Origin of the sequence: Mycolicibacterium alvei (genome assembly GCF_010727325.1) — a bacterium.
GTDB lineage: Bacteria > Actinomycetota > Actinomycetes > Mycobacteriales > Mycobacteriaceae > Mycobacterium > Mycobacterium alvei.
Genome location: NZ_AP022565.1, coordinates 3,547,279 through 3,569,651, shown reverse-complemented (window position 1 = coordinate 3,569,651; position 22,373 = coordinate 3,547,279). Strand labels below are relative to the sequence as shown.

Annotated in this window: 23 protein-coding genes; 11 read left to right on the top strand and 12 right to left on the bottom strand. The window is 67.6% G+C overall.

All coding sequences use genetic code 11. The features are described from left to right. Positions 1 to 5: 5 nt before the first annotated feature. Both G6N44_RS17020 and G6N44_RS17015 read right to left on the bottom strand, forming a co-directional pair. Complete coding sequence (locus tag G6N44_RS17020; protein WP_163665918.1) at positions 6 to 326, bottom strand: type VII secretion target; 321 nt, start codon at positions 324 to 326, stop codon at positions 6 to 8. Then, complete coding sequence (locus G6N44_RS17015) at positions 319 to 1,209, bottom strand: EspA/EspE family type VII secretion system effector (RefSeq protein ID WP_163665917.1); 891 nt, start codon at positions 1,207 to 1,209, stop codon at positions 319 to 321. Before G6N44_RS17015 ends, G6N44_RS17020 begins: the two co-directional genes overlap by 8 nt. Positions 1,210 to 1,931: 722 nt before the next feature. Here G6N44_RS17015 and G6N44_RS17010 point away from each other — a divergent pair. Next, a complete protein-coding gene (locus G6N44_RS17010; RefSeq protein WP_163665914.1) occupies positions 1,932 to 2,243 on the top strand; it encodes a hypothetical protein in 312 nt (103 codons plus the stop codon). Between the two features lie 64 nt (positions 2,244 to 2,307). Here G6N44_RS17010 and G6N44_RS17005 read toward each other — a convergent pair whose 3' ends face one another. The 4 genes from G6N44_RS17005 to G6N44_RS16990 are packed head-to-tail and all read right to left on the bottom strand — an operon-like array spanning position 2,308 to position 6,331. Next, positions 2,308 to 2,565 carry an HPr family phosphocarrier protein gene (locus G6N44_RS17005; protein WP_163665912.1) on the bottom strand — a complete coding sequence of 86 codons (258 nt, stop codon included), beginning with the start codon at positions 2,563 to 2,565 and terminating at the stop codon, positions 2,308 to 2,310. A 21-nt stretch (positions 2,566 to 2,586) separates the two neighbouring features. Then, positions 2,587 to 4,602 (bottom strand): PTS fructose transporter subunit IIABC, encoded by a 2,016-nt coding sequence (locus tag G6N44_RS17000; protein WP_163665910.1) that lies wholly within the window; start codon positions 4,600 to 4,602, stop codon positions 2,587 to 2,589. Continuing rightward, positions 4,599 to 5,567, bottom strand: coding sequence for a 1-phosphofructokinase family hexose kinase (locus G6N44_RS16995; protein WP_163665908.1), 969 nt, complete (start codon positions 5,565 to 5,567; stop codon positions 4,599 to 4,601). The genes G6N44_RS17000 and G6N44_RS16995 overlap by 4 nt, the downstream gene beginning before the upstream one ends. Continuing rightward, complete coding sequence (locus tag G6N44_RS16990) at positions 5,564 to 6,331, bottom strand: DeoR/GlpR family DNA-binding transcription regulator (protein ID WP_163665906.1); 768 nt, start codon at positions 6,329 to 6,331, stop codon at positions 5,564 to 5,566. Before G6N44_RS16990 ends, G6N44_RS16995 begins: the two co-directional genes overlap by 4 nt. 102 nt (positions 6,332 to 6,433) lie before the next feature. Here G6N44_RS16990 and ptsP point away from each other — a divergent pair, with 102 nt between their 5' ends. Continuing rightward, positions 6,434 to 8,116 (top strand): phosphoenolpyruvate--protein phosphotransferase, encoded by a 1,683-nt coding sequence (gene ptsP, locus G6N44_RS16985; RefSeq protein ID WP_235682757.1) that lies wholly within the window; start codon positions 6,434 to 6,436, stop codon positions 8,114 to 8,116. Between the two features lie 19 nt (positions 8,117 to 8,135). Here the strand turns inward: ptsP and G6N44_RS16980 are convergent, their stop codons facing one another. After that, positions 8,136 to 8,954: a hypothetical protein gene (locus G6N44_RS16980; RefSeq protein ID WP_163660026.1), complete on the bottom strand. Its 819-nt coding sequence runs from the start codon at positions 8,952 to 8,954 to the stop codon at positions 8,136 to 8,138. Between the two features lie 159 nt (positions 8,955 to 9,113). On the opposite strand from G6N44_RS16980, the gene G6N44_RS16975 reads away from it, so the two are divergent. Continuing rightward, complete coding sequence (locus G6N44_RS16975; RefSeq protein WP_163665901.1) at positions 9,114 to 10,100, top strand: pirin family protein; 987 nt, start codon at positions 9,114 to 9,116, stop codon at positions 10,098 to 10,100. A 4-nt stretch (positions 10,101 to 10,104) separates the two neighbouring features. Here G6N44_RS16975 and G6N44_RS16970 read toward each other — a convergent pair whose 3' ends face one another. Together G6N44_RS16970 and G6N44_RS16965 are read right to left on the bottom strand one after the other, a co-directional pair. Continuing rightward, on the bottom strand, positions 10,105 to 12,261 hold the full coding sequence (locus tag G6N44_RS16970; protein WP_163665899.1) for an FUSC family protein: 2,157 nt from the start codon (positions 12,259 to 12,261) through the stop codon (positions 10,105 to 10,107). An 11-nt stretch (positions 12,262 to 12,272) separates the two neighbouring features. Then, a complete protein-coding gene (locus G6N44_RS16965; protein ID WP_163665897.1) occupies positions 12,273 to 12,848 on the bottom strand; it encodes a TetR/AcrR family transcriptional regulator in 576 nt (191 codons plus the stop codon). 124 nt (positions 12,849 to 12,972) lie between these two features. Here G6N44_RS16965 and G6N44_RS16960 point away from each other — a divergent pair, with 124 nt between their 5' ends. From G6N44_RS16960 to G6N44_RS16930, 7 genes are all read left to right on the top strand, one after another. After that, positions 12,973 to 13,608, top strand: coding sequence for a TetR/AcrR family transcriptional regulator (locus G6N44_RS16960; RefSeq protein ID WP_163670069.1), 636 nt, complete (start codon positions 12,973 to 12,975; stop codon positions 13,606 to 13,608). Between the two features lie 72 nt (positions 13,609 to 13,680). Beyond that, complete coding sequence (locus G6N44_RS16955; RefSeq protein WP_163665894.1) at positions 13,681 to 14,643, top strand: SAM-dependent methyltransferase; 963 nt, start codon at positions 13,681 to 13,683, stop codon at positions 14,641 to 14,643. After that, entirely contained in the window at positions 14,640 to 15,572 is a 933-nt protein-coding gene (locus tag G6N44_RS16950) for a class I SAM-dependent methyltransferase (protein WP_163665892.1), read from the top strand. Before G6N44_RS16955 ends, G6N44_RS16950 begins: the two co-directional genes overlap by 4 nt. Positions 15,573 to 15,673: 101 nt before the next feature. After that, on the top strand, positions 15,674 to 16,537 hold the full coding sequence (locus G6N44_RS16945; protein WP_163665891.1) for an SDR family oxidoreductase: 864 nt from the start codon (positions 15,674 to 15,676) through the stop codon (positions 16,535 to 16,537). Between the two features lie 5 nt (positions 16,538 to 16,542). Further along, a complete protein-coding gene (locus G6N44_RS16940; RefSeq protein ID WP_163665889.1) occupies positions 16,543 to 17,508 on the top strand; it encodes an NADPH:quinone oxidoreductase family protein in 966 nt (321 codons plus the stop codon). 38 nt (positions 17,509 to 17,546) lie between these two features. After that, entirely contained in the window at positions 17,547 to 18,050 is a 504-nt protein-coding gene (locus tag G6N44_RS16935) for a DUF456 domain-containing protein (protein ID WP_163665887.1), read from the top strand. After that, the gene (locus G6N44_RS16930) at positions 18,047 to 18,574 is read left to right on the top strand and encodes a YceI family protein (RefSeq protein WP_179964397.1); all 528 of its coding nucleotides are present in this window, start codon (positions 18,047 to 18,049) and stop codon (positions 18,572 to 18,574) included. The genes G6N44_RS16935 and G6N44_RS16930 overlap by 4 nt, the downstream gene beginning before the upstream one ends. A 25-nt stretch (positions 18,575 to 18,599) precedes the next feature. On the opposite strand, the gene G6N44_RS16925 is transcribed toward G6N44_RS16930, so the two are convergent. Beyond that, on the bottom strand, positions 18,600 to 19,397 hold the full coding sequence (locus G6N44_RS16925) for a tyrosine-protein phosphatase (protein WP_163665883.1): 798 nt from the start codon (positions 19,395 to 19,397) through the stop codon (positions 18,600 to 18,602). Then, entirely contained in the window at positions 19,394 to 20,620 is a 1,227-nt protein-coding gene (locus G6N44_RS16920; RefSeq protein WP_163665881.1) for an acyl-CoA dehydrogenase family protein, read from the bottom strand. The genes G6N44_RS16925 and G6N44_RS16920 overlap by 4 nt, the downstream gene beginning before the upstream one ends. Before the next feature lie 43 nt (positions 20,621 to 20,663). Here G6N44_RS16920 and G6N44_RS16915 point away from each other — a divergent pair, with 43 nt between their 5' ends. Beyond that, positions 20,664 to 21,149 (top strand): nuclear transport factor 2 family protein, encoded by a 486-nt coding sequence (locus G6N44_RS16915; RefSeq protein WP_163665879.1) that lies wholly within the window; start codon positions 20,664 to 20,666, stop codon positions 21,147 to 21,149. Here the strand turns inward: G6N44_RS16915 and G6N44_RS16910 are convergent. Then, positions 21,095 to 22,339, bottom strand: coding sequence for an MFS transporter (locus tag G6N44_RS16910; RefSeq protein ID WP_235682756.1), 1,245 nt, complete (start codon positions 22,337 to 22,339; stop codon positions 21,095 to 21,097). The genes G6N44_RS16915 and G6N44_RS16910 overlap by 55 nt on opposite strands. Between the last annotated feature and the right edge of the window lie 34 nt (positions 22,340 to 22,373).

The following is a 22,373-nucleotide window of genomic DNA, read 5'->3' as shown; positions in this document are numbered from 1 at the left end:
ACAGATCAGCGCGGGTGCATCTGTTTGCCGATATCTGCTCCCGCTTGGGTGTCTGTTTGGTCGTATTGCGCTGCGGAGATGTTCAGTTTCTCCGACATGTCCTGTGACACGGACGCCATCGCCGCGCATGCGGCCTCGCGAGCGTTGTTGGCAAATTCCAGGGCTGTGATGCTCACAGCGCAGATCGGGCCGTGGTTCACCAACATCGAAGCGCTGACGCCGCCGGTGACCTCGCTGTTCAACTCGATAAGCTGCTGTGCCATCTTCTGGCCGTCGGACAGCTCACGAACATGTGAAGAAGTAACTCCCAGCGTCCCGTCAGACATTGATCGAACCCTCCCCGGTGCCTGTGGCTGAGCCCCCGGAGGGAGACCATGGCTTGGACGTCGTACTTCCGCCTGGCGGTGACACAGACGCTGGTGGTGCTCCCGCGGGCTTAGCGCCGGCTGCGACCTCTTGGTAGTCGCTGGCTGCTTGCCGGAACTTCTGCGCATTCGCCAGGGTCAGGGACTCCATGGTCCCAAACGCTCCCAACGCGATCGGCATCGAACCCGCGACTGCGCCAATCTCGAACGCCATCTGGTTCGCCGGCCCCGTCGGCGGGATCTTCCCGATAGCAATCGCGATAGGGATCATGAAGGTCAGCGACGTCGCGACAATTTCGAGGGCAGTGCGTGTGTTGCTGATCTGCTTGGCCTCGTTGGCGACGATGCCCTTCACTTCTGCATCGATCTTGCTCATTTTCGCGGCACGTTCTTGCTGCTGCTCGTTCTCGGCGGCGTATGCATCCGATCCGCGTCCATGCCACTGTTCGGTGGGCGTCGACCACTTAAGGGTGTCTGCGATCGCTGTGAAATGGTGAGCACCTTTCGCGAACCGATCACCGGTCTCCGGATCACCCACCCCGCACATCAACTGCATCCCATTAATGGCAAGAAGGGCCGCACCGATGATCGGCGTACCGAAGCCGTTAATCGTTTTTGCCGGCGAGCTGTACGAGCTGAAGCTGGTAGGCGTAACCCCGAAGAGTTTGTTCGCGCCAAACTCGCCGAGCATCTGTCCTGCGCCTATGCCATCTGCCACAAAGCCGATCTTTGCGAGGCTGGCCGCCTGCGGGTCGTCTGAATTCGCCGCGAACAGGTGCTCACCGAACCCCTTGCCGGCGAAGCCGATCTCGATTACCTGCTTAGCGTGCTCCAGCGTGCCCATTGGGCTCCTTCCCCGTTGATTCTCAACCGTAACAGCGTGAAGACGAGGTTCTGAGCGCCAATTTGAGCGGTTGGTGTGCGGTCCCGGCCGACTACGAACACTCGGGCGATGCAGCCTGGCTACACTGCGAGCATGCGGCTTCCGACTAGAGGGTATGTCTCTCTGTCCGGGCGTAGTTGGCCGGATACTCCACAGGAGGCGCTGGCTGGTGTGATCTTCCTAGCCCTGTTGGCGGCAGTCGTTATCCCGGCCGCATGCTGGGTCTGGTGGTGGTTCACTACGAATCGGCCGATGGCCTGTCGTCGGCGTTTGGAGAAGGAATCGGCGGAGTTCCGCGCCCGTTGGCCCGCTGACCAATTGGGTCGTGCGCCCTATGGGGCGTTGGACGAGGAGGCGCAGCGGTGTTGGCTGTTGGTTCTTCTACTCGAGGAACGCAAGTTGGACACCTACAATGCCGAAGCGTCAGCTAAAGACGTTGCCGCTGTGCGCCATTGGATCGACCGGGTAGTGGTGGCACTAAACGAGGCAGCTGCACGAGATCGTCAGGCCGCCAGTGCAGGGGAATTCGGGTGACATCGAGCGCCGCCTCAGATATAGGTTCCTTCATTGAGGGTTGGGTCCCTATGGCGGTAATAGGGCTGATAGCCATAATCGGAAGTGCGGGATTCTTCTTTGGACTTGATTGGTACAGCCGAAAGTCGTCGTATCGCACACTTGCCCAGTTGTATACACACTCATCGGCATTCTGGGCGCGCTGGCCGGGGGACCGCCTGTGGTCGGCGCCCTACGACGAGTTGGCCGCGGAAGCGAACAGGTGTCACGAACTCATCCGGAGCGTCGGCGACAAACGGCTGTACCTGAGTAGGAAAAAGGGGCGGGCAAAGAAGCAGGTCGAAGTCCTGCGCGCTGAGTTCCGTGAACAGATTGACCGCGAAATCGCTCACTATCAAGGCATGCTCGCCACCGTGGGCAACGCGATGAACTACGCAGTCTCGCAAGGTCGGGGTCCACGGCAACCGCCCTCCACGGCGTGAATTCCTCTGTAGATCAACAGACATGCGATCACGAACGATGTGATTCCAATGAGGTGTCGACCACCTAAGCGTCCAAATCCTGCTCGACCAGCTCGGTCACCGTTGCCAACACATCGGCGTCGTCAGATTCAACGGTCACCTGAGCGCCATTGGCGGCGCCGAGCGTCATGATCATCAGGGCCGATCCGGCGTCGACGGGTTCGCCGCCATCCATCGACAGGGTGACCGGGACGCCGGCGTTGACCACGGTCTCGGCGATGATCGCGGCGGGGCGGGCGTGCAGGCCGATGGCCGAACCGACGGTGACAGTCTTGCTGGGCATGGTTTCTCCTCGGGGTTGTGACTAGGTGGTGGCCAGCGCCGGCGTCTCCGGCGTGGTGAGGTTGGGCTTGACGAACTGTTTGGCCGCGATGACGGCCAGAGCGCCGACGACGGTGCCGGCAGCGAGCGCGACGAGGAACCACAGCAGGTTGCCGATCGCGAAGAACACGAAGATACCGCCGTGGGGAGCCTTGAGCGTGACGTCGAAGGCCATGATCAGCCCACCGGTGACGGCGCCGCCGAACATCATCGACGGGATGACCCGCAGCGGATCGGCCGCGGCGAACGGGATGGCACCTTCGGAGATGAAGGAGGCACCCAAAAGCCATGCCGCGCGGCCGTTCTCCCGCTCGGGTTCGGTGAACAGCCGCGGCCGCAGCGTCGACGCGAGCGCCATCGCCAAGGGTGGCACCATGCCGGCGGCCATCACCGCGGCCATGATGCGCAGGGTTGCCGGGTCGGCGACGTTGAGGCCGGCGGTGGCAAATGCGTAGGCCGCCTTGTTGACCGGCCCGCCGAGGTCGAAGCACATCATCAGGCCGAGGATGACCCCCAGGATCACGACCGAGGTTCCGGTCATGCCGCTGAGCCAGTTGGTCAGGCCGGTGGTCAGGGCAGCGAGCGGTCGGCCGAGCAGCAGGAACATCAACAGGCCGACGGTCAGTGACGCACCGAGCGGGATCACCACGACCGGCATCAGTCCCCGGAACCACTGCGGCACCTTGAACGAACCGATCCAGTGCGCGGCGAACCCCGCGATCAGGCCGCCGACGATGCCGCCGATGAACCCACCGCCGACGAACACGGCGACCGCTCCCGCGGTGAAACCCGGTGCGATACCGGGCCGGTCGGCGATCGCGAACGAGATGTAGCCGGCGAGGGCGGGCACCAGGAACATGAAGGCCAGGCCGCCGAGCGTGAACAGCACCGCCCCGAGATACTGCGTCAGCCCGCCGGGCGGAAGGTCGGCCAGCGTGTTGGTGACGGCGATGTGGTGGCCCAGCGAGTTCATGCCGTAGGCCAGTGGGCTCGATTGACCCTCAGCCGTATTGCCGATGTCGTACCCGGCGAAGAGGAAGCCCAGGGCGATGAGCAGACCGCCGGCCGCGACGAACGGGATCATGTAGCTCACGCCGGTGAGCAGGATCTGCCTGATGCGGGTACCCCAGCCGACGTCGCCCGACGCGGTCGGAGTGGCCTCGTCGACCGAGCCGGTCACTCGCGGTGCCTTGGGATTGCCTGCCGCACTGACGGCTTCGGCGATCATCACGCCGGGTTCGTTGATGGCACGTTTGACGCCGGAGGCGACGACGGGCTTGCCGGCGAAGCGTTGCTTGTCCTTGACCCCGACGTCGGTGGCGAAGATGACAGCATCGGCCGCGGCGATCGTGGCCGCGGACAGTGGTGTACTCCCGGACGAGCCCTGGGTTTCGACTGCCAAATCGACGCCGGCGTCGTCGGCGGCCTGTTTGAGCGCATCGGCCGCCATGTAGGTGTGGGCGATGCCGGTGGGGCAGGCCGTGATCGCGACGATCGACACCGCCTTGGCCGGTTCAGGAGCTACAACAGGAGCAGCAGCGGGCGCCGGATTCACGACGCCGTCGACGAGCGCCACCACCTCGTCGACACTCGCGGCATCGCGCAGTGACGCCACGAAGTCCTTGCGGACCAGCGCGCGCGCCAGGCTGGAGAGCAGCTTCATGTGTTCGGCCCCACCGGATTCCGGTGCGGCGATCAGGAACACCAGATCGGCCGGGCCGTCGGGGGCGCCGAAGTCAACCTTGGGGGACAGCCGGGCGAAGCCGATCGTCGGGGTGTCGACGTAGGGCGAGCGGCAGTGCGGAATCGCGATCCCGCCCGGCAGACCGGTGGCCGACTGCGCTTCGCGGGCCATCGCAGCACCCACCAGACCCGCGGTGTCACTGGTCCGGCCCGCCTCGGCGAGCGCACCGACCAAACGGGTGACGACGGATTCCTTGTCACCGCCCGCGTCGACGTCGAGCAGGACGAGATCGGAGGTGATGATCGGTTGAGTCATGGCGACACCTTCATGGGGTGGGTACGGACGGCATCGAGGTCGAGTTGGGCGGGCGTGGGTAGGGCCGATCCGGGAAGTGCCGCGGCGGCACTGCCGTAGGCGACGGCCATCTGCAACCGGTGCGGGGCATCGGCTCCGGCGACGGCGGCGCGCAGGTAGCCGGCCAGGGAGGCGTCGCCCGCGCCGACGGTGCTGCGCGGAATAATCGGCGGCGGCGTGGCCAGCCAGGCGCCATTGCCGTCGACGAGGACCGCGCCGGCGGCGCCGAGCGTCGCGAGGACCGCACCGACACCGCGTGCGACGAGAACACCAGCGGCAGAGACCACCGGGGACATATCACCCCGGGCGGCAGCGTCTTCCAGCTCCGCCGCCGGAACACCGGCCAGGTCGGCCAGCTCCTCGGCGTTGGGCTTGATCAGATCGGGAGCGGCCACCTCGAACGCGGCGGCCAGCGCGGCCAACGGCGCCTCGGACGTATCGACGGCGACCCGGCAACCGAGCGGCGCCAGCAGCCGCACCACCTGGGCGTACCAGTCGTCCGGAATCCCGGGCGGCAACGACCCGGACAGCACCACCCACGTTGCGTCCCGCGCCTTGTCCAGCACGCAACTGGTCAGCACCGACAGCGCGTCAGAGTCCACCTCAGCACCCCGCTCGTTGAGTTTTGTTGTGGTGCCGTCGGATTCGGTGATGGCAACGTTGGTGCGGACGGGCTGCGTGATGGGAACGCCGGTGAACGGAACACCGTGTGCCCGCAACGCCGCGAGAAGGGGATCGGTGTCCGCGGCGGGCAGCACGGCTTCGGCGGCGACGCCGGCCAAGGTCAGCGCCCGGGCCACGTTGATGCCCTTGCCGCCCGGTTCGACGGTAACGGAATCGACGCGCTGCACGGCTCCACGCGTCAACGGCGATCCCAGCGTGACGGTGCGGTCCAGGCTGGGGTTCGGGGTGACGGTGAGAATCATGCGATCACCACCTCGACCCCGTGCTGGGTGAGCAGCGCCCGGTTGGCGTCGGAGATCTCGCTGTCGGTGATCAGGGTGTCGACGCTGTCGATGGGGGCGAAGCTGACGAAGTCCTCCTGGCCGACCTTCGAGGAGTCTGCCACCACCACAACATAATTCGCAGCCCGGACCATGGCCCGCTTGACGGCCGCTTCCTCGGTGTCGGGAGTGGACAGCCCGTGCCGCACGCTGAGGGCGTTGGTGCCGATGAATGCGATGTCCACCCGCAGGGTGTCGAGTACGTGCACTACCTGTTCGCCGACGGCGGCCTGGGTGAGGCCGCGGACCCGCCCGCCGAGCAACTGCAGCGTGACGGTGGGCAGGGTGGCGAGGAGGCCGGCGATCGGCACGGAGTTGGTCAGCACGGTGAGTTCCCGATCGGTCGGCACGTGCGACGCGACGCGGGCGGTGGTCGTCCCCGCGTCCAGCAGCACACTGGCGCCGCTGAGGGGGAAGAAATCAACCGCGGCGGTGGCGATGGCGTCTTTCTGCGCGGCGCGGGTGGTGTCGCGTTCGCCGACGCCGGCTTCCACGAGGTGCAGCGACCGGGCCGGGACAGCCCCGCCGTGAACCCGACGCACGACCCCGGCCTTGTCGAGCACCGCGAGATCGCGGCGGACGGTCTCGGTGGTGACGTCGTAGGCCTGCGCCAGTTCGGCGACGGAGGCGCGGCCCTTGCTCATGACCAGCGCGGCGATGGCCTGCTGGCGCTCCTCGGCGTACATGAGCCTCCGTTTGCGTGGGTTGAAGCCCGATTAAATGTTGATATGTGTTGTTTTACGCTTGACTGTGTTGACTTGTCAACCGATTTCTGTAATCTGTCTCACATGAGCACGACGGCATCGGCTGCATCACCCACGGTCCTTCGTGGCGTTCCGGTGGTTCCGGGTGTGCAGTACGCACCCGTGATCCGGGTGAGCGCACTTCCGGCGATCGAGGTCCCGGCCGGCGACATCGCCGAGGCGGACCGGCCGGTCGAGGCGGGACGGTTCGCGGCCGCGGCAACCGAAGTCGCCACCCGATTGCGGGCCCGGGCCGCGCACGCCACGGGTGCCGCCTCGGAGGTGCTCGCCGCGACCGCGGCCCTGGCTCAGGACCGGGCCTGGCTGGGGGCCGCCGACAAGAGGATCGCGGCCGGAGCCCCGGCGGTCCGCGCCGTGACCGAGGCTGTCGAGCAGTTCGTGGAGATGTTCACCCAGCTCGGCGGGCTGATGGCCGAACGCGTCACCGACCTGCGCGATATCCGCGACCGTGTCGTCGCCGAGCTGTGCGGACTGCCGGAACCCGGTGTGCCGCTTCCGGACATCCCGTCGATCCTGTGCGCCGAGGATCTGGCCCCAGCCGACACCGCGGGGCTGGACCCGCAGCTGGTGGTCGGATTGGTCACCACGCTGGGCGGACCGACGAGCCACACCGCGATCATCGCCCGCCAGCTCGGCATCCCGTGCGTCGTGGCCGTCAGTGGGCTCGACGCGGTCGCCGTCGGCACCATGGTCCTGCTCGACGGCACCGCGGGGACGGTGACGGCCGACCCCGACGCCTCGGAAGCGGCCGAAGCCGTCGCGGCCGCTCAACGCGATGCCCGGGCAGCTCGGCAGTGGGCCGGTCCGGGTGCGACCGCCGACGGTCACGCCGTCGCGATCCTGGCCAACGTGCAGGACGGCGCGGCCGCCCGGACAGCACGGGAAACCCCGGCCGAGGGCGTCGGGCTGTTCCGCACCGAGCTGTGCTTCCTCAACCGCGACACCGAACCGACCGTCGACGAGCAGGCCAAGATCTACGGCGAGGTGCTCGAGGCGTTCGCCGGGCACAAGGTGGTGGTGCGCACCCTCGACGCGGGCTCGGACAAGCCGCTCAAGTTCGCGGGCCACCCCGACGAGGCCAACCCGGCGCTCGGCGTGCGCGGTATCCGTATCGCCGAGGGCAACCCCGGCCTGCTGGACCGTCAGCTCGAATCGATCGCCGCGGCCGCCAGACAGACCGGCACTGCGCCGTGGGTGATGGCACCCATGATCGCCACCGCGGCCGAGGCGAAAAGCTTTGCCGCCAAGGCGCGTTCGCACGGATTGACCCCCGGCGTGATGATCGAGGTCCCCGCCGCGGCCCTGTTGGCCGACAAGATTCTGGAGCACGTCGAGTTCCTGTCGATCGGCACCAACGACCTCGCGCAGTACACGATGGCCGCCGACCGGATGTCGGCTGACCTGGCTGCTCTTACCGATCCGTGGCAGCCGGCGGTACTGACCCTGGTGGCGATCACAGCGCGGGCCGGGGCGGCGGTGGGCAAGCCGGTCGGGGTGTGTGGTGAGGCGGCAGCCGATCCGCTGTTGGCGTGCGTGTTGACGGGCCTCGGGGTGTCCTCGCTGTCCGCGGCGTCGGCAGCGGTCAACGGCGTCGGCGCCAAGCTCTCGCAGGTGACACTGCAACAGTGCCGCGATGCGGCGGACGCCGTGCTGGCCACCGCTTCAGCCGCCGACGCCCGCGCCGCCGCACTCGCCGTACTCGGCTGACAGGGAGTCAGGCGTCGGTTCAGAAAATGACCGGGGGAGGGGTCGTGACCTTGCTCCCGCCGCAGTCGACCCTGATATCCCATGTCGCCTTGGGCGGGATGACAGGAATCGCCGGCCGCTCGAAGGAAACAGTCTCCTTCGGCTTCAGGTGGAACCCGTACGTGTCCTCAAGGGCAAAGGTCCCGGGCCGGGGTTTCGCGTCATAGGTGCAGTCGGCATCCACCCCGGCCTTCTCCGTGACCGTCACCATCACTGTTGAGCGGCCGGGAACAACCAGGACATCGGGGCCGGGCGGTGGTGGCGGTGGTGGTGGCGGCGGTGGTGGGGGCGGCGGAGGCGGAGGTGGCGGTGCCGAGCAATGAGCCAGGGTTTGGCGCAACGTCCAATCGGCCCGATGCGTGCCGTCGGTCGTGGTGCCGCTCGCCCTGCCGTCGGGCGTCACCGTGCCGTCGTAGCGTCCTCTGATCCCGTCATTCCACTCGACCTTGAATTTGATGGTGTCCCCGGAGAGACTGCCGTTGAGACGGCCGTGCACCGGATTGTCGTTGTCGCCACCCCTGTGATCGATGTGCGCGTCAGCGCCGCTGAACGTCGCGATATCCGTCAACGGTCTTTCTGCGCCGGTCGTGGCGTCGATCTCACTACGGGGAAGCCACACGTTTACATCGGCGCCGTTGCTCTGGCTGATGGTCAACAGTCCGGTCGGGAAGGCCCACTTGTCGCACGATTGCGCCTCCGCAGCGGGTGCGCGCGTGAGAAGAAGTACCGGAAGCGTCGCGGCAGCGACGGTAACTGCCACCGATACGGTGAATAGCTTCGGGTGGGCCGTCGCGTTCATGACGAATCTCCTTCCTGCTGCACTGCTCAGACGAAACGAGCATCACCCACTCCGACCGGAACGCCCCGCGTAGTCGACTACGCCATTTCTGCCCCAGGAATTAATCGGACCGCAGTCCGGTTACACCTGCCATCAGACTCCATCAGTAGGAGGTAGGAAATGCCAGCCATCACCGCAGACACCTTGACCCTGCCCCGTATCGCAGCAGCCCAGGCGTCCGAGACCGAACGCCCGGTCCGCTCGGTCACCACCGGCCCGCGTGGATACGAGGGCGAGGGATTCCCCGTCGTGCGCGCGTTCGGTGGAGTCAGCGCCGCCGACCTCGACCCGTTCGTCCACATGGACCAGATGGGTGAGGTGGAGTACCAGCCCGGCGAACCGCGGGGCACCGATTGGCACCCGCACCGCGGCTTCGAAACCGTCACCTACATGATCGACGGCCGCTTCGCCCACCAGGATTCACACGGTGGCGGCGGTCTGATCACCGACGGCGCCACCCAGTGGATGACCGCCGGATCCGGGATCCTGCACATCGAGACCCCGCCGGCCGAGCTGGTCGAGAACGGCGGTACGTTCCACGGCATCCAGCTGTGGGTGAACCTGCCGAAGAAGGACAAGTTCGCGACGCCGCGGTACCAGGCCATCGAGGGTCCCGATGCCAAGCTGCTGTCCTCGCAGGACGGTGGCGCGTTGGTCCGCATCATCGCCGGGGACGTCGAAAGCGAGACCGGGCCGGCGCTCGGTCCTGGTTCTACACACACCCCGATCACCCTGGCGCACGCCACGATCGAACCGGGTGCGCAGCTCAACCTGCCGTGGAACCGCGACTTCAACGCACTCGTGTACGTGCTGAGCGGACGCGGCAGCGTCGGCCCGGTCGGTCATCCGATCCATCAGGGCCAGCTCGCAGTGCTGGGCCCCGGCGACCGGATCACGGTGTCGGCCGAGGGAACTCAGGATTCCAACCGGCCCGCCATGGAGGTCCTGCTGCTCGGCGGTCAACCGATCCGGGAACCGGTCTTCCACTACGGCCCCTTCGTGATGAACTCGAAGGCCGAGCTCATCCAGGCGCTGGAGGACTACCAGGCGGGCAAGTTCGGCCAGATCCCGCCGAATGCGCTGATGCCGCACCGGCCCCTGAACTGACCGGCTACCCCACCGACTCGGCGGGCTGCGGGTACAACAACTCCAGCTCGCCGAGATGCGCTGCAGTCGTCACCAGTGGCAACGCCGCCGAAACCGCCAGATCGGTTCCGGCGGCTTCGGCGCGCAGGGACACCACCAGACTCTCCCCGATCGGCACCAGTACGGCGGCGGGGTCCGCGCCGGTGAGCCGGGCGCAGATCGCCGCGGCGTGGTCCTCGATCACCCTGCAGGTCTGCGGGTAGACACCCAGCGGTGGCGGCACGACGTCGGCGATCAGCTCTGCGGCGGCGCGCACCCGGATGGCCCGGTTGGCGGCCCGCACCACCGGCGCGCGTTGGTCGGTAGGTCCGCCGCTCTCCGAAAGATATTGGCGCACAGCATCGTCAAGGGTTCGGGCGGCGGAGAGAACGTCGGAGCTCAGGGCGATGACGCGGTCGGTGGCCGCCTCGGATGCGCCCCGGGTCACGCGAAGCACAGCGGCGTCGAGGAACTGCGCGGCCACCCGGCGGGCCTGATCGACGGACTTCGACACGGATGCCGTCGCACCGCGTGGCCACAACAGCACTGACACCACGATTCCCACCAGTGCCCCGACCACGATGTCCTCGATCCGGATCAACCCGACCCGCCAACCGGTCGGCACGATCAGGTTGAAGTTGATCAGCACCATCATCGTGAAGGCCGCCTGCCCGGCGATGAAGGATCCCACCTCGGGCACATAGGCCGACCCGAATGCCACCAGCGGCAACAGGATCCACATCACCACCGGTTCCACCCCGACGAATTCGATGAGCAGTGCACCGAGGACGAACCCGATCGCGGTGCCGGCCACGGCTCGCACCACGCGTGTCCCGGTGGTCAGCGCGCTGCTGCGCAACACCGACATCGCACCCAGCACCACCCAGAACCCGTGCTGCACCGGAAACAGGTGGGTGACCGCCACCGCCACCGCCAAACCGAGCCCGGTCCGCAGGCTGTTGCGCAGCACCACGGCCCGGGTGGCCACCAGTCCCTTGGCGATCGCGGCCATCGCGACGGTCTCGGGCATCACCCAATCGGCGGCACCGGTTGCGGGGAGGCGCCGGCCCAGTACCCGGGCCCACACCGGCCGCGCGTCGGCCAGTGCGGCATTGCCGATCACCCGCCCGGTCACCGCGATGGTGGCCGAGATGGTGCGGCGGATCAGGAGATCGCGGCCCACCGTGATGGCGGCGGCATCGTCGGCGGACCCGAGCACCTCGACGATGTCGTCGCGGTAGCTGCCCTGGGCAATGGTGCGTTGCTCGGCCAGCGCCTCCCGCAGATCGGCTCCGCTCGCGGCACGTTCGGTCCGATCCGGACTCTGCAGCACCGCGGCGCTGTCACGCAGCACCCGCACGGCGGGGGCCCGCATCTCGCCGAGCAGTTCTCCGGTGTCGTCGGTGACCTGATCGCAGATCCAGCCGAGGTCGTCGACGACGCGAACCAACGCCCGACTGCCGGCACTGAGTGCGACGGGTCGGTAGTCGGCCCCCAGGAAGCTTTCGTAGAGGGCGTTCATCGCGCGGGTGACGTCGCGGGCCGAGGCCCGGCCTTCGAGCCGGTCGGCCAGCAGCCGGCACACCCGGGCCGAATAGCGGCGCAACTCGTCGTGGTGGCGGGGCCGGAAGAGGAACAGTGCGGCGGGCACGCAGATGACGAGCGCGATCAGCCAGCCGAGTAGGCGGTCGGGTATCGGGCCGACGGGCGTACACAGCGGCAGCACGAAAAGCAGCAGGGTGGCGCGCTGTCCGGCGGCGACGATCTCGCTGAGCACGCCGGAGAACGTCACCGCCATCCCGACGACGAACATCGCCGCCACGCTCAGCCACGGATGCGGGGCCAGCACGGTGCCCAGCACGATCAACACCGCGCCGTTGACCGCCAAGCCGCCGTAGGCCAGGGCCCGGGCCGGCCGGTTTCCCGGAAAATCGGCGGTGATGAGCAGGGAGACCGCTCCGAAGATGGCGAACAGCGGCGTCTGGGAGTCGCCACCGGCGGCGAACCCGGCTGCGGCGGCGACGGGCATGACGACGGCGGCGCGCAGGGCGCGGCGCAGCGCGTCGTACTCGGGATCCCTGGCCCGCACCGAGTCGCGCAGGCGGTCAGCTGCCCGGCGCCAGATCGTGGCCGGGGTCAGCATGATCGCCGATGCTAGTCCGGTTGGCCCGACCCGGCGGTCGGAGTGAACCGGCCCGATTCCAGCGCGTCGCGCATCTGCGAGGTGATCCACTCCAGGGCCTCGGTGTCACGCGGCAGGGTGCTCTGTTCGAAACCGATGACCAGGTACAGACTCCACGCCGCGAAGTACCGGGCGTTGCGTTCGTCGCCGATGATCTCGTGGGCGGATTCGAAGATGATGTCGAAGCGCAACTGGTCCACCACGGCCTGCACGGCGTAGACCTCGGGGTCCACCGAACTCCACACCCGGATGGCGGCCTCGGCGCCGTACGGCAGGGCCAGTGCCTCCAGGGTCAGGGATTCGATGCGGTGGTGCGGGTCGGTATCGGCGCGGATCGCCTCGACCACCCGCAGGGTGCGGGCCTCACGCCAGTGCGCGATCAGTTCGCGGGTGTAGGCCGCCCAGTTGGGGAAGTAGTGATAGAACGATCCGGTTGTCACGCCCAGCCGGTTGCACACCTCGGCCAGTTTGAGCCCGCCGTACCCGAGTTCGGACAGCACATCCAGCCCGGTTTCGAAGTACGACTCGCGTGAAGCAACCCCTGCCATGGACGCCAACGCTAGTTTGTCGTCAATATTTTGGGCGCGGTGGGGCTTTGCTGGTCAGCCGCATTTAACGCACACAAATACGACGCCACCGGGGCTCTCAGGTGACGTGTGGCACAATTTGGATGTGGCCCATACAGCGAGCCGCGGACCGGGACGACCGCCCGCAGCAAAGGCAGCGGAGACTCGTGAACGCATTGTGCGAGCTGCTCGTGAAGTTTTCAGCGAACTTGGCTACGACGCAGCTACGTTTCAGGCAATCGCGATTCGCGCCGACCTCACCCGTCCGGCGATCAACCATTACTTCAGCAGCAAACGTGTTCTGTACCGCGATGTCGTCGAGCAGACCAACGCCAGGGTGATCGCCTCCGGCATTGCCAAGGCGCGGGAGGCGACCACCCTGCTGAACCGGATTTCGGCGTTTTTCGCCGCGGCGATGGATGCCGAGTCCACCGACCGGTCCGCGGCGGCATTTCTGGTGACCTCGGTGCTGGAAGCGCAGCGCCATCCCGAGCTGGTCTCCGAGGAGCACGACGCACTGCGTAGCTCTCGCGAGTTCGTCAAGTGGGCGGTCGATGAGGCGATCGCGGGTGGCGAGTTGAGCACCGACACCGACATCCCGGCCATCGTGGAGATGCTGGTGGCGGTGATGTGGGGGATGGGCTTCTACGCCGGTTACGTGGGGCAGCGCGACGAGGTCGAGGTCATCGTGGACAAGTTCGAACTGCTGATGGCGAACAAGCTCTGGCAGCTGCGCGATTGACGCAGCGACACCGTGAGGTGCCCCACATAGCCGTATAGCTTGGCTAAGTTCTTCGGTAGGATGGATCAGCAAATGACTGATCTGAGTGACGTACGGCCCGGACGAGTCGACGGCGACAGTTGGGACATCACCGAGAGCGTCGGAGCGACCGCCCTGGGGGTGGCCGCCTCCCGTGCCGCCGAGACAGCGCAACCCGAGCCCCTGGTTCGTGACGAGTTTGCCTTCCTTCTGGTGGCGGCCGCCGGTCCGGCGTGGGCGCAGTTGGCCGGTAGCGAACCGCACTGGATCGGCGACGATCCGGACGCCCACCGCATCCACGACATGGCCCGCAACTACCAGGCCGTGCGTACCCACTACTTCGACGACTACTTCACCGAGGTCGCCCACGACGGCATCCGGCAGGTCGTGATCCTGGCTGCGGGCCTGGATTCGCGGGCGTTCCGGCTGGAATGGCCGGCCGGAACCACGGTCTACGAGATCGACCAGCCCAAGGTGCTGCACTACAAGACCGAGACGTTGCAGGCGCACGGGGCGCTGGCCCGGGCACAGCACGTCCCGGTGCCGATCGACCTGCGCGAGGACTGGCCGGCAGCGCTGATCGAGGCGGGCTTCGACCCTGAGCAGCCCACCGCGTGGCTGGCCGAGGGACTGCTGCCGTACCTGCCCGCCGAGGCCCAGGACCGGTTGTTCGAACTCGTCAGAACGCACAGCGCACCGGGAAGCCGCATCGCCGTCGAGGACTTCGTGATGGATCCGGCCCGTTTCACCCCGGAGAAGCGCGCCGCGCGCCGGGCCCGCCGCGAGCGTATGCGTACCTCGCTGGGCTTGGATATCGACGCCGACGCGCTGATGTACACCGGTGACGGGCGGACCGGCGCCACCGAATGGCTCGCCGCCCACGGCTGGGAGGTCGACGCCGTGGCCAGCGCCGACGAGATGGCCCGGTTGGGCCGTGGAGCCGCCGCCGACGAACTTGCCGAAATCGGTTTGGACAGCGTGCTGTTGCGCGCCCGATGGGATGGAGAAACCCGATGAGCTCGCTGCGCAGCCACGACGACACCTGGGACATCGCCACGAGCGTGGGGTCGACGGCCGTGATGGTCGCCGCCGCACGGGCCGGGGAGACCGGACGTGAGAACCCGCTGATCCGCGATCCGTACGCGGCGATCCTGGTGGCCGGTGCCGGAACCGGCTTCTGGGAGACCCTGCTCGACCACGACGCCGTCGGCAAGATCGCAGCGGTCGACGCCGAGGCGGCCAAGGTCTTCGAGCACATGGGCAGCTATCAGGCGGTGCGTACGCACTTCTTCGACGAGTACTTCACCGCTGCGGCCGACGCAGGCATCCGCCAGATCGTCATCCTGGCCTCGGGCCTGGATTCCCGGGCGTACCGGATCGAGTGGCCGGCCGGCACCACGGTGTTCGAGATCGACCAGCCCAAGGTGCTGCAGTACAAGGCCGAAACCCTGGCCGCTCACGGTGCGCAACCGTCCGCGCAGCGGCGCGAGGTGGCGATCGACCTGCGTCAGGATTGGCCGAAGGCATTGCGGGAGGCGGGCTTTGACGATGGGCAGCCGACCGCGTGGCTGGCCGAGGGCCTGCTGATGTACCTGCCTGCCGATGCCCAGGATCGGCTGTTCGAGTTGGTTACCGAGTTGTCTGCACCGGGAAGCCGGGTCGCGGCCGAGACGGCCGGGGTGACCGCGAGCGAGCGTCGCGAGGAGATGCGCGAGCGTTTCGAACGCTTCGCCGCGCAGTTCAACATGGAGCAGGCGATAAACATCCAGGACCTGATCTATGAGGATCCCGACCGGGCCGATGTCGCCGAGTGGCTCGGTTCTCACGGTTGGCGCGCCGACGGCGTGCACTCGCTCGACGAGATGCGCCGCCTGGGCCGTTACGTCGAGATCGAGCACAACGAGAACCGCGCCTTCTCCACGTTCGTCACCGCTGAAAAGCTCTGAGCCGTACCTAGGGGCGACCCGATGCGCCGACCGCGAGGCCGCCGCCGTATACAGGAGGTGAGCTGAGCCGTTTCGCGGCCCGTTATCGAGGAGGAATCCCCATGCCAGGAGTGCAGGATCGCGTCGTCGTCGTCACCGGTGCCGGTGGAGGTCTGGGCCGTGAATACGCCCTGACGCTCGCACGCGAGGGCGCCAGCGTCGTCGTCAACGATCTCGGCGGTGCCCGGGACGGGTCCGGCGCCGGACACAACATGGCCGACGAGGTGGTGGCCGAGATCAAGGCCGCCGGTGGCCGTGCCGTCGCCAACTACGACAGCGTCGCCGAGCCCGAGGGCGCCGAGAACATCATCAAGACCGCGATCGACGAGTTCGGCAAGGTCGACGGCGTCGTCTCCAACGCGGGCATCCTGCGCGACGGCACCTTTCACAAGATGACGTTCGAGCAGTGGGACGCCGTGCTGAAGGTGCACCTCTACGGTGGCTATAACGTCATCCGTGCCGCCTGGCCGCACTTCCGTGAGCAGAGCTTCGGCCGCGTCGTCGTCGCCACCTCCACCAGCGGCCTGTTCGGCAACTTCGGTCAGGCCAACTACGGTGCCGCCAAGCTCGGCCTGGTCGGTCTGATCAACACGCTGGCCCAGGAAGGCGCCAAGTACAACATCAAGACCAACGCGGTCGCCCCGATCGCCGCGACCCGTATGACGCAGGACATCCTGCCGCCCGAGGTGTTCGAGAAGCTCACCCCCGAGTACGTCGCCCCGGTGGTCGCCTACCTGATGACCGAGGAACTGCCCGACACCGACTCGGTGTTCATCGTCGGCGGCGGCAAGGTCCAGCGCACCGCACTGTTCCAGAACGACGGCATCACCTTCACCGAGGTGCCGTCGGTCGACGACATCGCCGCCAAGTGGGGCGAGATCACCGATCTGTCCGCCGCCCAGCAGGCCAGCTTCAAGCTGGGCTAGAGCTGGTGAAAGCGCTTGTAGCGCAGGCACTTACCGGTACCTCCGGGCTGGCGTACGTCGACGTCCCTGACCCAGTGTCTTCCGACATGGTGGTCATCGACGTCGGCGCCGCCGGCGTCTGCTTCCCCGATCTGCTGTTGCTGCGCGGCGAGTACCAGCTGCGGCTCGAACCGCCGTTCACCCCCGGCATGGAGGTCGCCGGGACGGTGCGCTCGGCACCCGAGGGCTCGGGATTCACTGCGGGCCAGCGGGTATCGGCGATGACCATGATCGGCGGTTACGCCGAGCAGGTGGCGGCCCTGCCGGCCAATGTGATCCCCACCGCCGATGGACTCGACGACGGCCAGGCGGCGTCACTGCTCGGCAACTACTACACGATGCAGTTCGCCCTGGCCCGCCGCGGCGGCTTGCTGCCGGGGGAGACCGTCCTGGTGCTCGGTGCGGCCGGCGGCATCGGCGCTGCGTCGATCCAGCTGGCCAAGGCCATGGGCGCCAAGGTGATCGCGATGGTGCACCGGTCGGGGGCCGACGAGTTCGTCTCGTCTCTGGGCGCCGACGTGGTGTTGCCGCTGACCGACGGCTGGCGTCAGGCGGTCATGGACGCCACCGGTGGCCAGGGGGTGGATCTGGTCGTGGACCCGATCGGCGGCGAGGCCTTCGACGACGCCATCCGCGTCATGGCACCCGAAGGCCGGCTCTTGGTCATCGGATTCGCCGCGGGCGGCGGGATCCCGACGGTCAAGGTCAACCGCTTGTTGCTGCGCAACGTCAGTGTGGTCGGTGTGGGTTGGGGTGAGTTCGTGCGTCGCAGCCCGGCCGCCCAGGCCCAGGTCGGGGCCGAGCTGAACAAGCTGGTGGCCGGTGGGCTGCGTCCGCCTGCGCCGGTGCGGTTCCCGCTGTCCGAGGGTGCCGCGGCACTCGATGCGCTGGCCAACGGCCAGGTGCGCGGGAAGCTGGTGCTGGAGCCGTAGCGTAGTGGTGTGAACACCGCACACAGTGGGCAGAAACCGTGAGCACCCTCGGCGTCGTTCTCGTCGCACTGGTGATCGCCATCGGACTTCTCGGCATCGTGTTGCCCGTGCTGCCCGGTGGCGGGTTCCTGGTCTTCGCCGCCATCGCGGTGTGGGCGGTCTGGGAGGTCAAGGCCGGTACGAACGCCACGGTCGCCTGGGTGACGCTCGGCGTCGCGGCGGTGTTCTTCGTGACGGCCGAGGTGATCAAGTACGCGTGGCCGGTGCGGCGGATGCGGGCCGCCGAGGTCGGGATCTGGAGCCTGGTGGCCGGTGGTGTGCTCGGCCTGATCGGCTTCTTCGTCATCCCGGTGATCGGGTTGGTGATCGGATTCGTCGCAGGGGTGTACCTGGCCGAGTTGGCCTCGCGCCGTGACTATCGGCGGGCCTGGACGTCAACCGTGCACGCGCTCAAGGGAGTTGCGCTGTCGGTCGGGGTCGAGTTGACCGGGGCGATGCTGGCGACGTTCACGTGGGTGGTGGGTCTGGTGATCGCGTCGTGACGCAGTGGGACCTGGGCCCCGACTCGGGTGAGTTGCTGCTCCGGACCGGTGTGGCGGGTAGCGCCTCGCGGATGGGTCACCGGTTGACCATCGCGATGCGGGCCTGGCACGCCGAGGTGGAATGGGACGGTGATGAACCGGCAGCGGTGGAGGTGACGGTCGACCTCGATTCCCTGGATGTGCTGCGGGGCGAGGGCGGTATGACGCCGTTGACCGGTGCCGAGAAGGGGCTGATCCGGTCCAACGCATTGAAGACGCTGCGCGCGAAGAAGTTTCCGCAGGCGGTCTTCCGGTCCACATCGGTCGAGCGTTCCGGTTCCGTGGTACGGATCGTGGGGGTTCTCGACCTTGCCGGCCACTCGGCTGAGCAGACGGTCGAGGTTCAGGTTTCCGACGATTCCCTGGCCGGCGCGGCTTCGGTGCGGCACAGCGAGTTCGGGATCAAGCCGTACTCGATGTTGATGGGCGCGATGAAGGTGGCCGATGAGGTCGGGGTGAGTCTGGCGGTGACCCGCCCGTCCTGAGGTGGCAGGTCACCGCCGACCGGTATCAACCCACCAGGCTGGCCCGCAGTGCCGCGAGATCCTCGGCAGACACCCCCGACGCCTCGAGGAAACCTTGCACCGACCCGTACGCCGCGTCGAGCTTTCGCCACGCCGCGTCGAGGTACTCCTCATGTACGCCCAGCACGTCGTCGGACAACCGGGCCTCGGCGTAGGTGATCGCCTCGGCCGAATCTGCCCGGGCCCGTACCGATTCCATGATGCGTTCCCGCAGGGCGACGGTCGCGTCGTTGCTGCGCAGGAAGTCGGTGATGACCGCATCGCGGTTCACGCCGACGGCAGTGAGCACGGTCGCCACGGTGAACCCGGTCCGGTCCTTGCCCGCGAAGCAGTGCGCGATGACCGGGCGGTTTGCTCCGAGCAGCGAAATCACCTCCCGCACAGCGGTATGCGCGCCGGGCAGGCTGGGGAATTCTTCGTAGACCTCGGTCATGTAGCGGCGCGCGGAGGTTGAGACGTCCTCGCCGTCGGGCGACTCGGCCATCACCCGCTGAAAGGTGTTCTCGTGTGGTGCGTCCTGGTTGGAGGCGTCGTCCCGGTGGAACGGCAGCATGTGCACGGTCACCCCGTCGGGCACCTGACCCGGCCCGCGCCGCACGACTTCCTGGTGCGAGCGCAGGTCGGCGACATCGGTGATGCCCAGCCCGCGAAACGCCATGCGGCCGTCGTCGGTGAGCCGGCTCAACTCACTGGAGCGGTACAGCAGGCCCGGCCGGATTCCGGCGGTCTCGGCGACGTCACGAAAGTTCCATGCCCCCGACAGTTCCCACAGCTCGACGGTCATTTTGTCGCCGCCGCAGCAAGAGGCGATTTCTCCCGGCCCAGCTCGGCGCGGGCGATGGTGCGCATGTGGACCTCGTCGGGGCCGTCGAACAGCCGCATCGCGCGGTGCCAGGAATAGAGCCGCGCCAGCGGGACATCGTCGCTGACCCCGGCCGCACCGTGCACCTGGATGGCCCGGTCGATGACGTTGCAGGCGATCTGCGGGGCCACCGACTTGATCTGGGAGACCAGCACGTGGGCGGCCTTGTTGCCCTCCTGGTCGATCTTCCACGCGGCCTTCTCGCACAGCAGCCGAGCCTGATCGATCTCGTTGCGGGACTTGGCGATCGACTCCCGCACCACGCCCTGCTCGGCCAACGGCTTACCGAATGCGATGCGCTTCTGCACCCGGTCGATCATCAGCGCCAACGCCCGCTCGGCCGCGCCGAGGGCGCGCATGCAGTGGTGGATACGGCCCGGGCCCAGCCGGGCCTGGGCGATCGCGAAACCGCTGCCCTCTTCGTGCAGCAGGTTCTCGGCAGGCACCCGCACGTTGTCGAACACGATCTCGCAGTGCCCGTGCTGGTCCTGCCAACCGAACACCGGCAGTGAGCGCTGGATGTCCACCCCGGGAGTGTCCACCGGCACCAGGATCATCGATTGCTGGGCGTGCGACGCCGCGTCCGGGTTGGTCCGGCCCATCACGATGAGCAGCTTGCAGCGCGGATCGGCCGCACCGGTGATCCACCACTTGCGGCCGTTGATCACATAGTCGGCCCCGTCACGCAGCATCGTGGTCTCGATGTTGCGGGCATCCGAGGACGCGACGGCCGGTTCGGTCATCGCGAACGCGCTGCGGATCTCACCGGCCAGCAGCGGCTCGAGCCACTGCTTGCTCTGCGCCTCGTTCGCGAACAGGTGCAGGGTCTCCATGTTCCCGGTGTCCGGCGCCGCACAGTTCAGGGCCTCCGGAGCGATCTCCATGCTCCAGCCGCTCAGCTCGGCCAGCGGCGCGTACTCCAGGTTGGTCAGGCCCGACTCCGAGGGCAGAAACAGGTTCCACAAGCCGAGCTCACGGGCCTTGACCTTGAGCTCCTCCACGACCGGGGGAACGGTGTGGTCCTTGGGGCCCTTCTCCTCCCGATAGGCGTGATAGGAGGCCTCAGCCGGCAGCACGTGCTCGGTCATGAAGTCGGTCAACCGGGAGTGGTAATCAGCCGCCTTGGCCGACATCGCGAAGTCCATGCCAGCCACGATAGCCACAAGGTTAAACAGGTAGAAAGGTGGTATGACCGGAACGCCTCCCCCCATCACACCCGAGAGCCGCCCGCCGTTCCCGCCTTTCACTCTGGAAACAGCCCGGCAGAAGGTTCAGGCCGCCGAGGATGCGTGGAATACGCGCGACCCGCAGCGGGTCGCCCTGGCCTATACGCCCGATTCCGTGTGGCGCAATCGAGACCAGCACGTCGTCGGGCGCGAGCAGATCGTGGAGTTCCTGACCGCCAAGTGGGAACGCGAACTGGACTACGTACTACGTAAGAGCCTGTGGGGATTTCGGGAGAACCGGATGGCGGTGCGGTTTCAGTACGAATGCCACGACGCAACGGGCCAGTGGTACCGCAGCTACGGAAATGAGTTGTGGGAGTTCAGCCCCGAGGGGCTGATGTCCCGGCGGGAGGCCAGCATCAACGACGTCGCGATCGACGAGTCGCAGCGCCGCTACTTCGGTCCGCGCCCGGAAGCGGAGTACGGCCGGGACATCGAGCTCTGGTAGCTGCCCAGAGTGCAGGCCAGCGCCCCCGCCACCACCGCGAGACCGATCACGGTGCCGGCCACCGCCGGCCAGCCCGCGGCGTCGAAGGCGAGTCCGCCGACCCAACCGACCACGCTGGAGCCCGCGTAGTAGAAGAGGTTGTAGAGCGAGGACGCCTGGGCCCGGCCGGCACCGGCGGCGGCGCCGACCCACCCTGAGGCGATGGCGTGTGCGCCGAAGAACCCGGCAGTGGCGATCAGGAGCCCGGCCAGCACCACGAAGACGTTGTCGGCCAGGGTGATCGCGACGCCGGCGATCATCGTGGCGGTCGAGCCGAGCAGCACGGTCTTGCGGCCGATCCGGGTGGCTTCGGCGCCGGCCCGGGCCGAGGCCCAGGTGCCGGCGATGTAGGCCAGGAACACCAAGCTGACCACGGTCTGCGGCAGGTTGAACGGCGCGGCCATCAACCGGAATCCGAGGAAGTTGTACATCGCCACGAACCCGCCCATCAGCAGGAAGCCCTGGCTGTAGAGCACCAGTTGTCGGGGTGAGCGCAGGTTCTCGGCCAGCCGGCGGCCTAGATTGCGGCTGCGGGCCGGGGCGAAGCCCCGCGCGGGTGGGGCGAGTTTGACGAACGCGAACGCCGACAGGCCACACAGCGCCGCGACCACGAGCACGCCGACGCGCCATCCGGCGAACTCGGCGATCGGCCCGGTGACCAGGCGGCCGGCCAGTCCGCCGATCGTAGTGCCCGCGACGTAGGTGCCCGCGGCGCGGGCGGCGTGTCCGGCGTCGATCTCCTCGGTGAGATACGCGATGGCCACCGCGGGCACCCCGCCCAACATGAGCCCTTCCAGGACCCGGCCGGACAGCAGGAGCGCAGTCCCCGGCGCCAGGGGCACGATCAAACCGAGAAGCGTTGCCGCGGTGATGGATATCGTCATGGCCTGGACGCGTCCGATGCGGTCGGCCAGCGCCGACCACGGGATCACACCCAGCGCCAGACCGACGGTGGCCGCCGAGATGATCAGTGCGGCGTGGGCCGCGCCGGTGCCCATGTCCTGCGCGATCAGCGGGAGTACGGCCTGCGGGGAGTACAACTGCGCGAAGGTGGCGACCCCGGCGCAGAACAACGCGGCCAGCAGGCGCCGGTACTCGGTCGAGCCACGGGAATGTCCCTGCCAGTCAACGGTGGTCAGGGTGGTGGGCACTCAGCCGACGGTAGGGCGCCGCAAAAGATGTGTC

Excerpts from the sequence above, each read along its gene's own strand:
- ptsP (WP_235682757.1), top strand. The coding sequence starts at position 6,434 with ATGAGCACGACGGCATCGGCTGCATCACCCACGGTCCTTCGTGGCGTT.
- G6N44_RS17015 (WP_163665917.1), bottom strand. The coding sequence starts at position 1,209 with ATGGGCACGCTGGAGCACGCTAAGCAGGTAATCGAGATCGGCTTCGCC.
- G6N44_RS16955 (WP_163665894.1), top strand. The coding sequence starts at position 13,681 with ATGACTGATCTGAGTGACGTACGGCCCGGACGAGTCGACGGCGACAGT.
- G6N44_RS16915 (WP_163665879.1), top strand. The coding sequence starts at position 20,664 with ATGACCGGAACGCCTCCCCCCATCACACCCGAGAGCCGCCCGCCGTTC.
- G6N44_RS16920 (WP_163665881.1), bottom strand. The coding sequence starts at position 20,620 with ATGGACTTCGCGATGTCGGCCAAGGCGGCTGATTACCACTCCCGGTTG.
- G6N44_RS16970 (WP_163665899.1), bottom strand. The coding sequence starts at position 12,261 with ATGCTGACCCCGGCCACGATCTGGCGCCGGGCAGCTGACCGCCTGCGC.
- G6N44_RS16925 (WP_163665883.1), bottom strand. The coding sequence starts at position 19,397 with ATGACCGTCGAGCTGTGGGAACTGTCGGGGGCATGGAACTTTCGTGAC.
- G6N44_RS16975 (WP_163665901.1), top strand. The coding sequence starts at position 9,114 with ATGCCAGCCATCACCGCAGACACCTTGACCCTGCCCCGTATCGCAGCA.
- G6N44_RS16995 (WP_163665908.1), bottom strand. The coding sequence starts at position 5,567 with ATGATTCTCACCGTCACCCCGAACCCCAGCCTGGACCGCACCGTCACG.
- G6N44_RS16980 (WP_163660026.1), bottom strand. The coding sequence starts at position 8,954 with ATGAACGCGACGGCCCACCCGAAGCTATTCACCGTATCGGTGGCAGTT.
- G6N44_RS16990 (WP_163665906.1), bottom strand. The coding sequence starts at position 6,331 with ATGTACGCCGAGGAGCGCCAGCAGGCCATCGCCGCGCTGGTCATGAGC.
- G6N44_RS16945 (WP_163665891.1), top strand. The coding sequence starts at position 15,674 with ATGCCAGGAGTGCAGGATCGCGTCGTCGTCGTCACCGGTGCCGGTGGA.
- G6N44_RS17000 (WP_163665910.1), bottom strand. The coding sequence starts at position 4,602 with ATGACTCAACCGATCATCACCTCCGATCTCGTCCTGCTCGACGTCGAC.
- G6N44_RS17005 (WP_163665912.1), bottom strand. The coding sequence starts at position 2,565 with ATGCCCAGCAAGACTGTCACCGTCGGTTCGGCCATCGGCCTGCACGCC.
- G6N44_RS16950 (WP_163665892.1), top strand. The coding sequence starts at position 14,640 with ATGAGCTCGCTGCGCAGCCACGACGACACCTGGGACATCGCCACGAGC.
- G6N44_RS17020 (WP_163665918.1), bottom strand. The coding sequence starts at position 326 with ATGTCTGACGGGACGCTGGGAGTTACTTCTTCACATGTTCGTGAGCTG.
- G6N44_RS16965 (WP_163665897.1), bottom strand. The coding sequence starts at position 12,848 with ATGGCAGGGGTTGCTTCACGCGAGTCGTACTTCGAAACCGGGCTGGAT.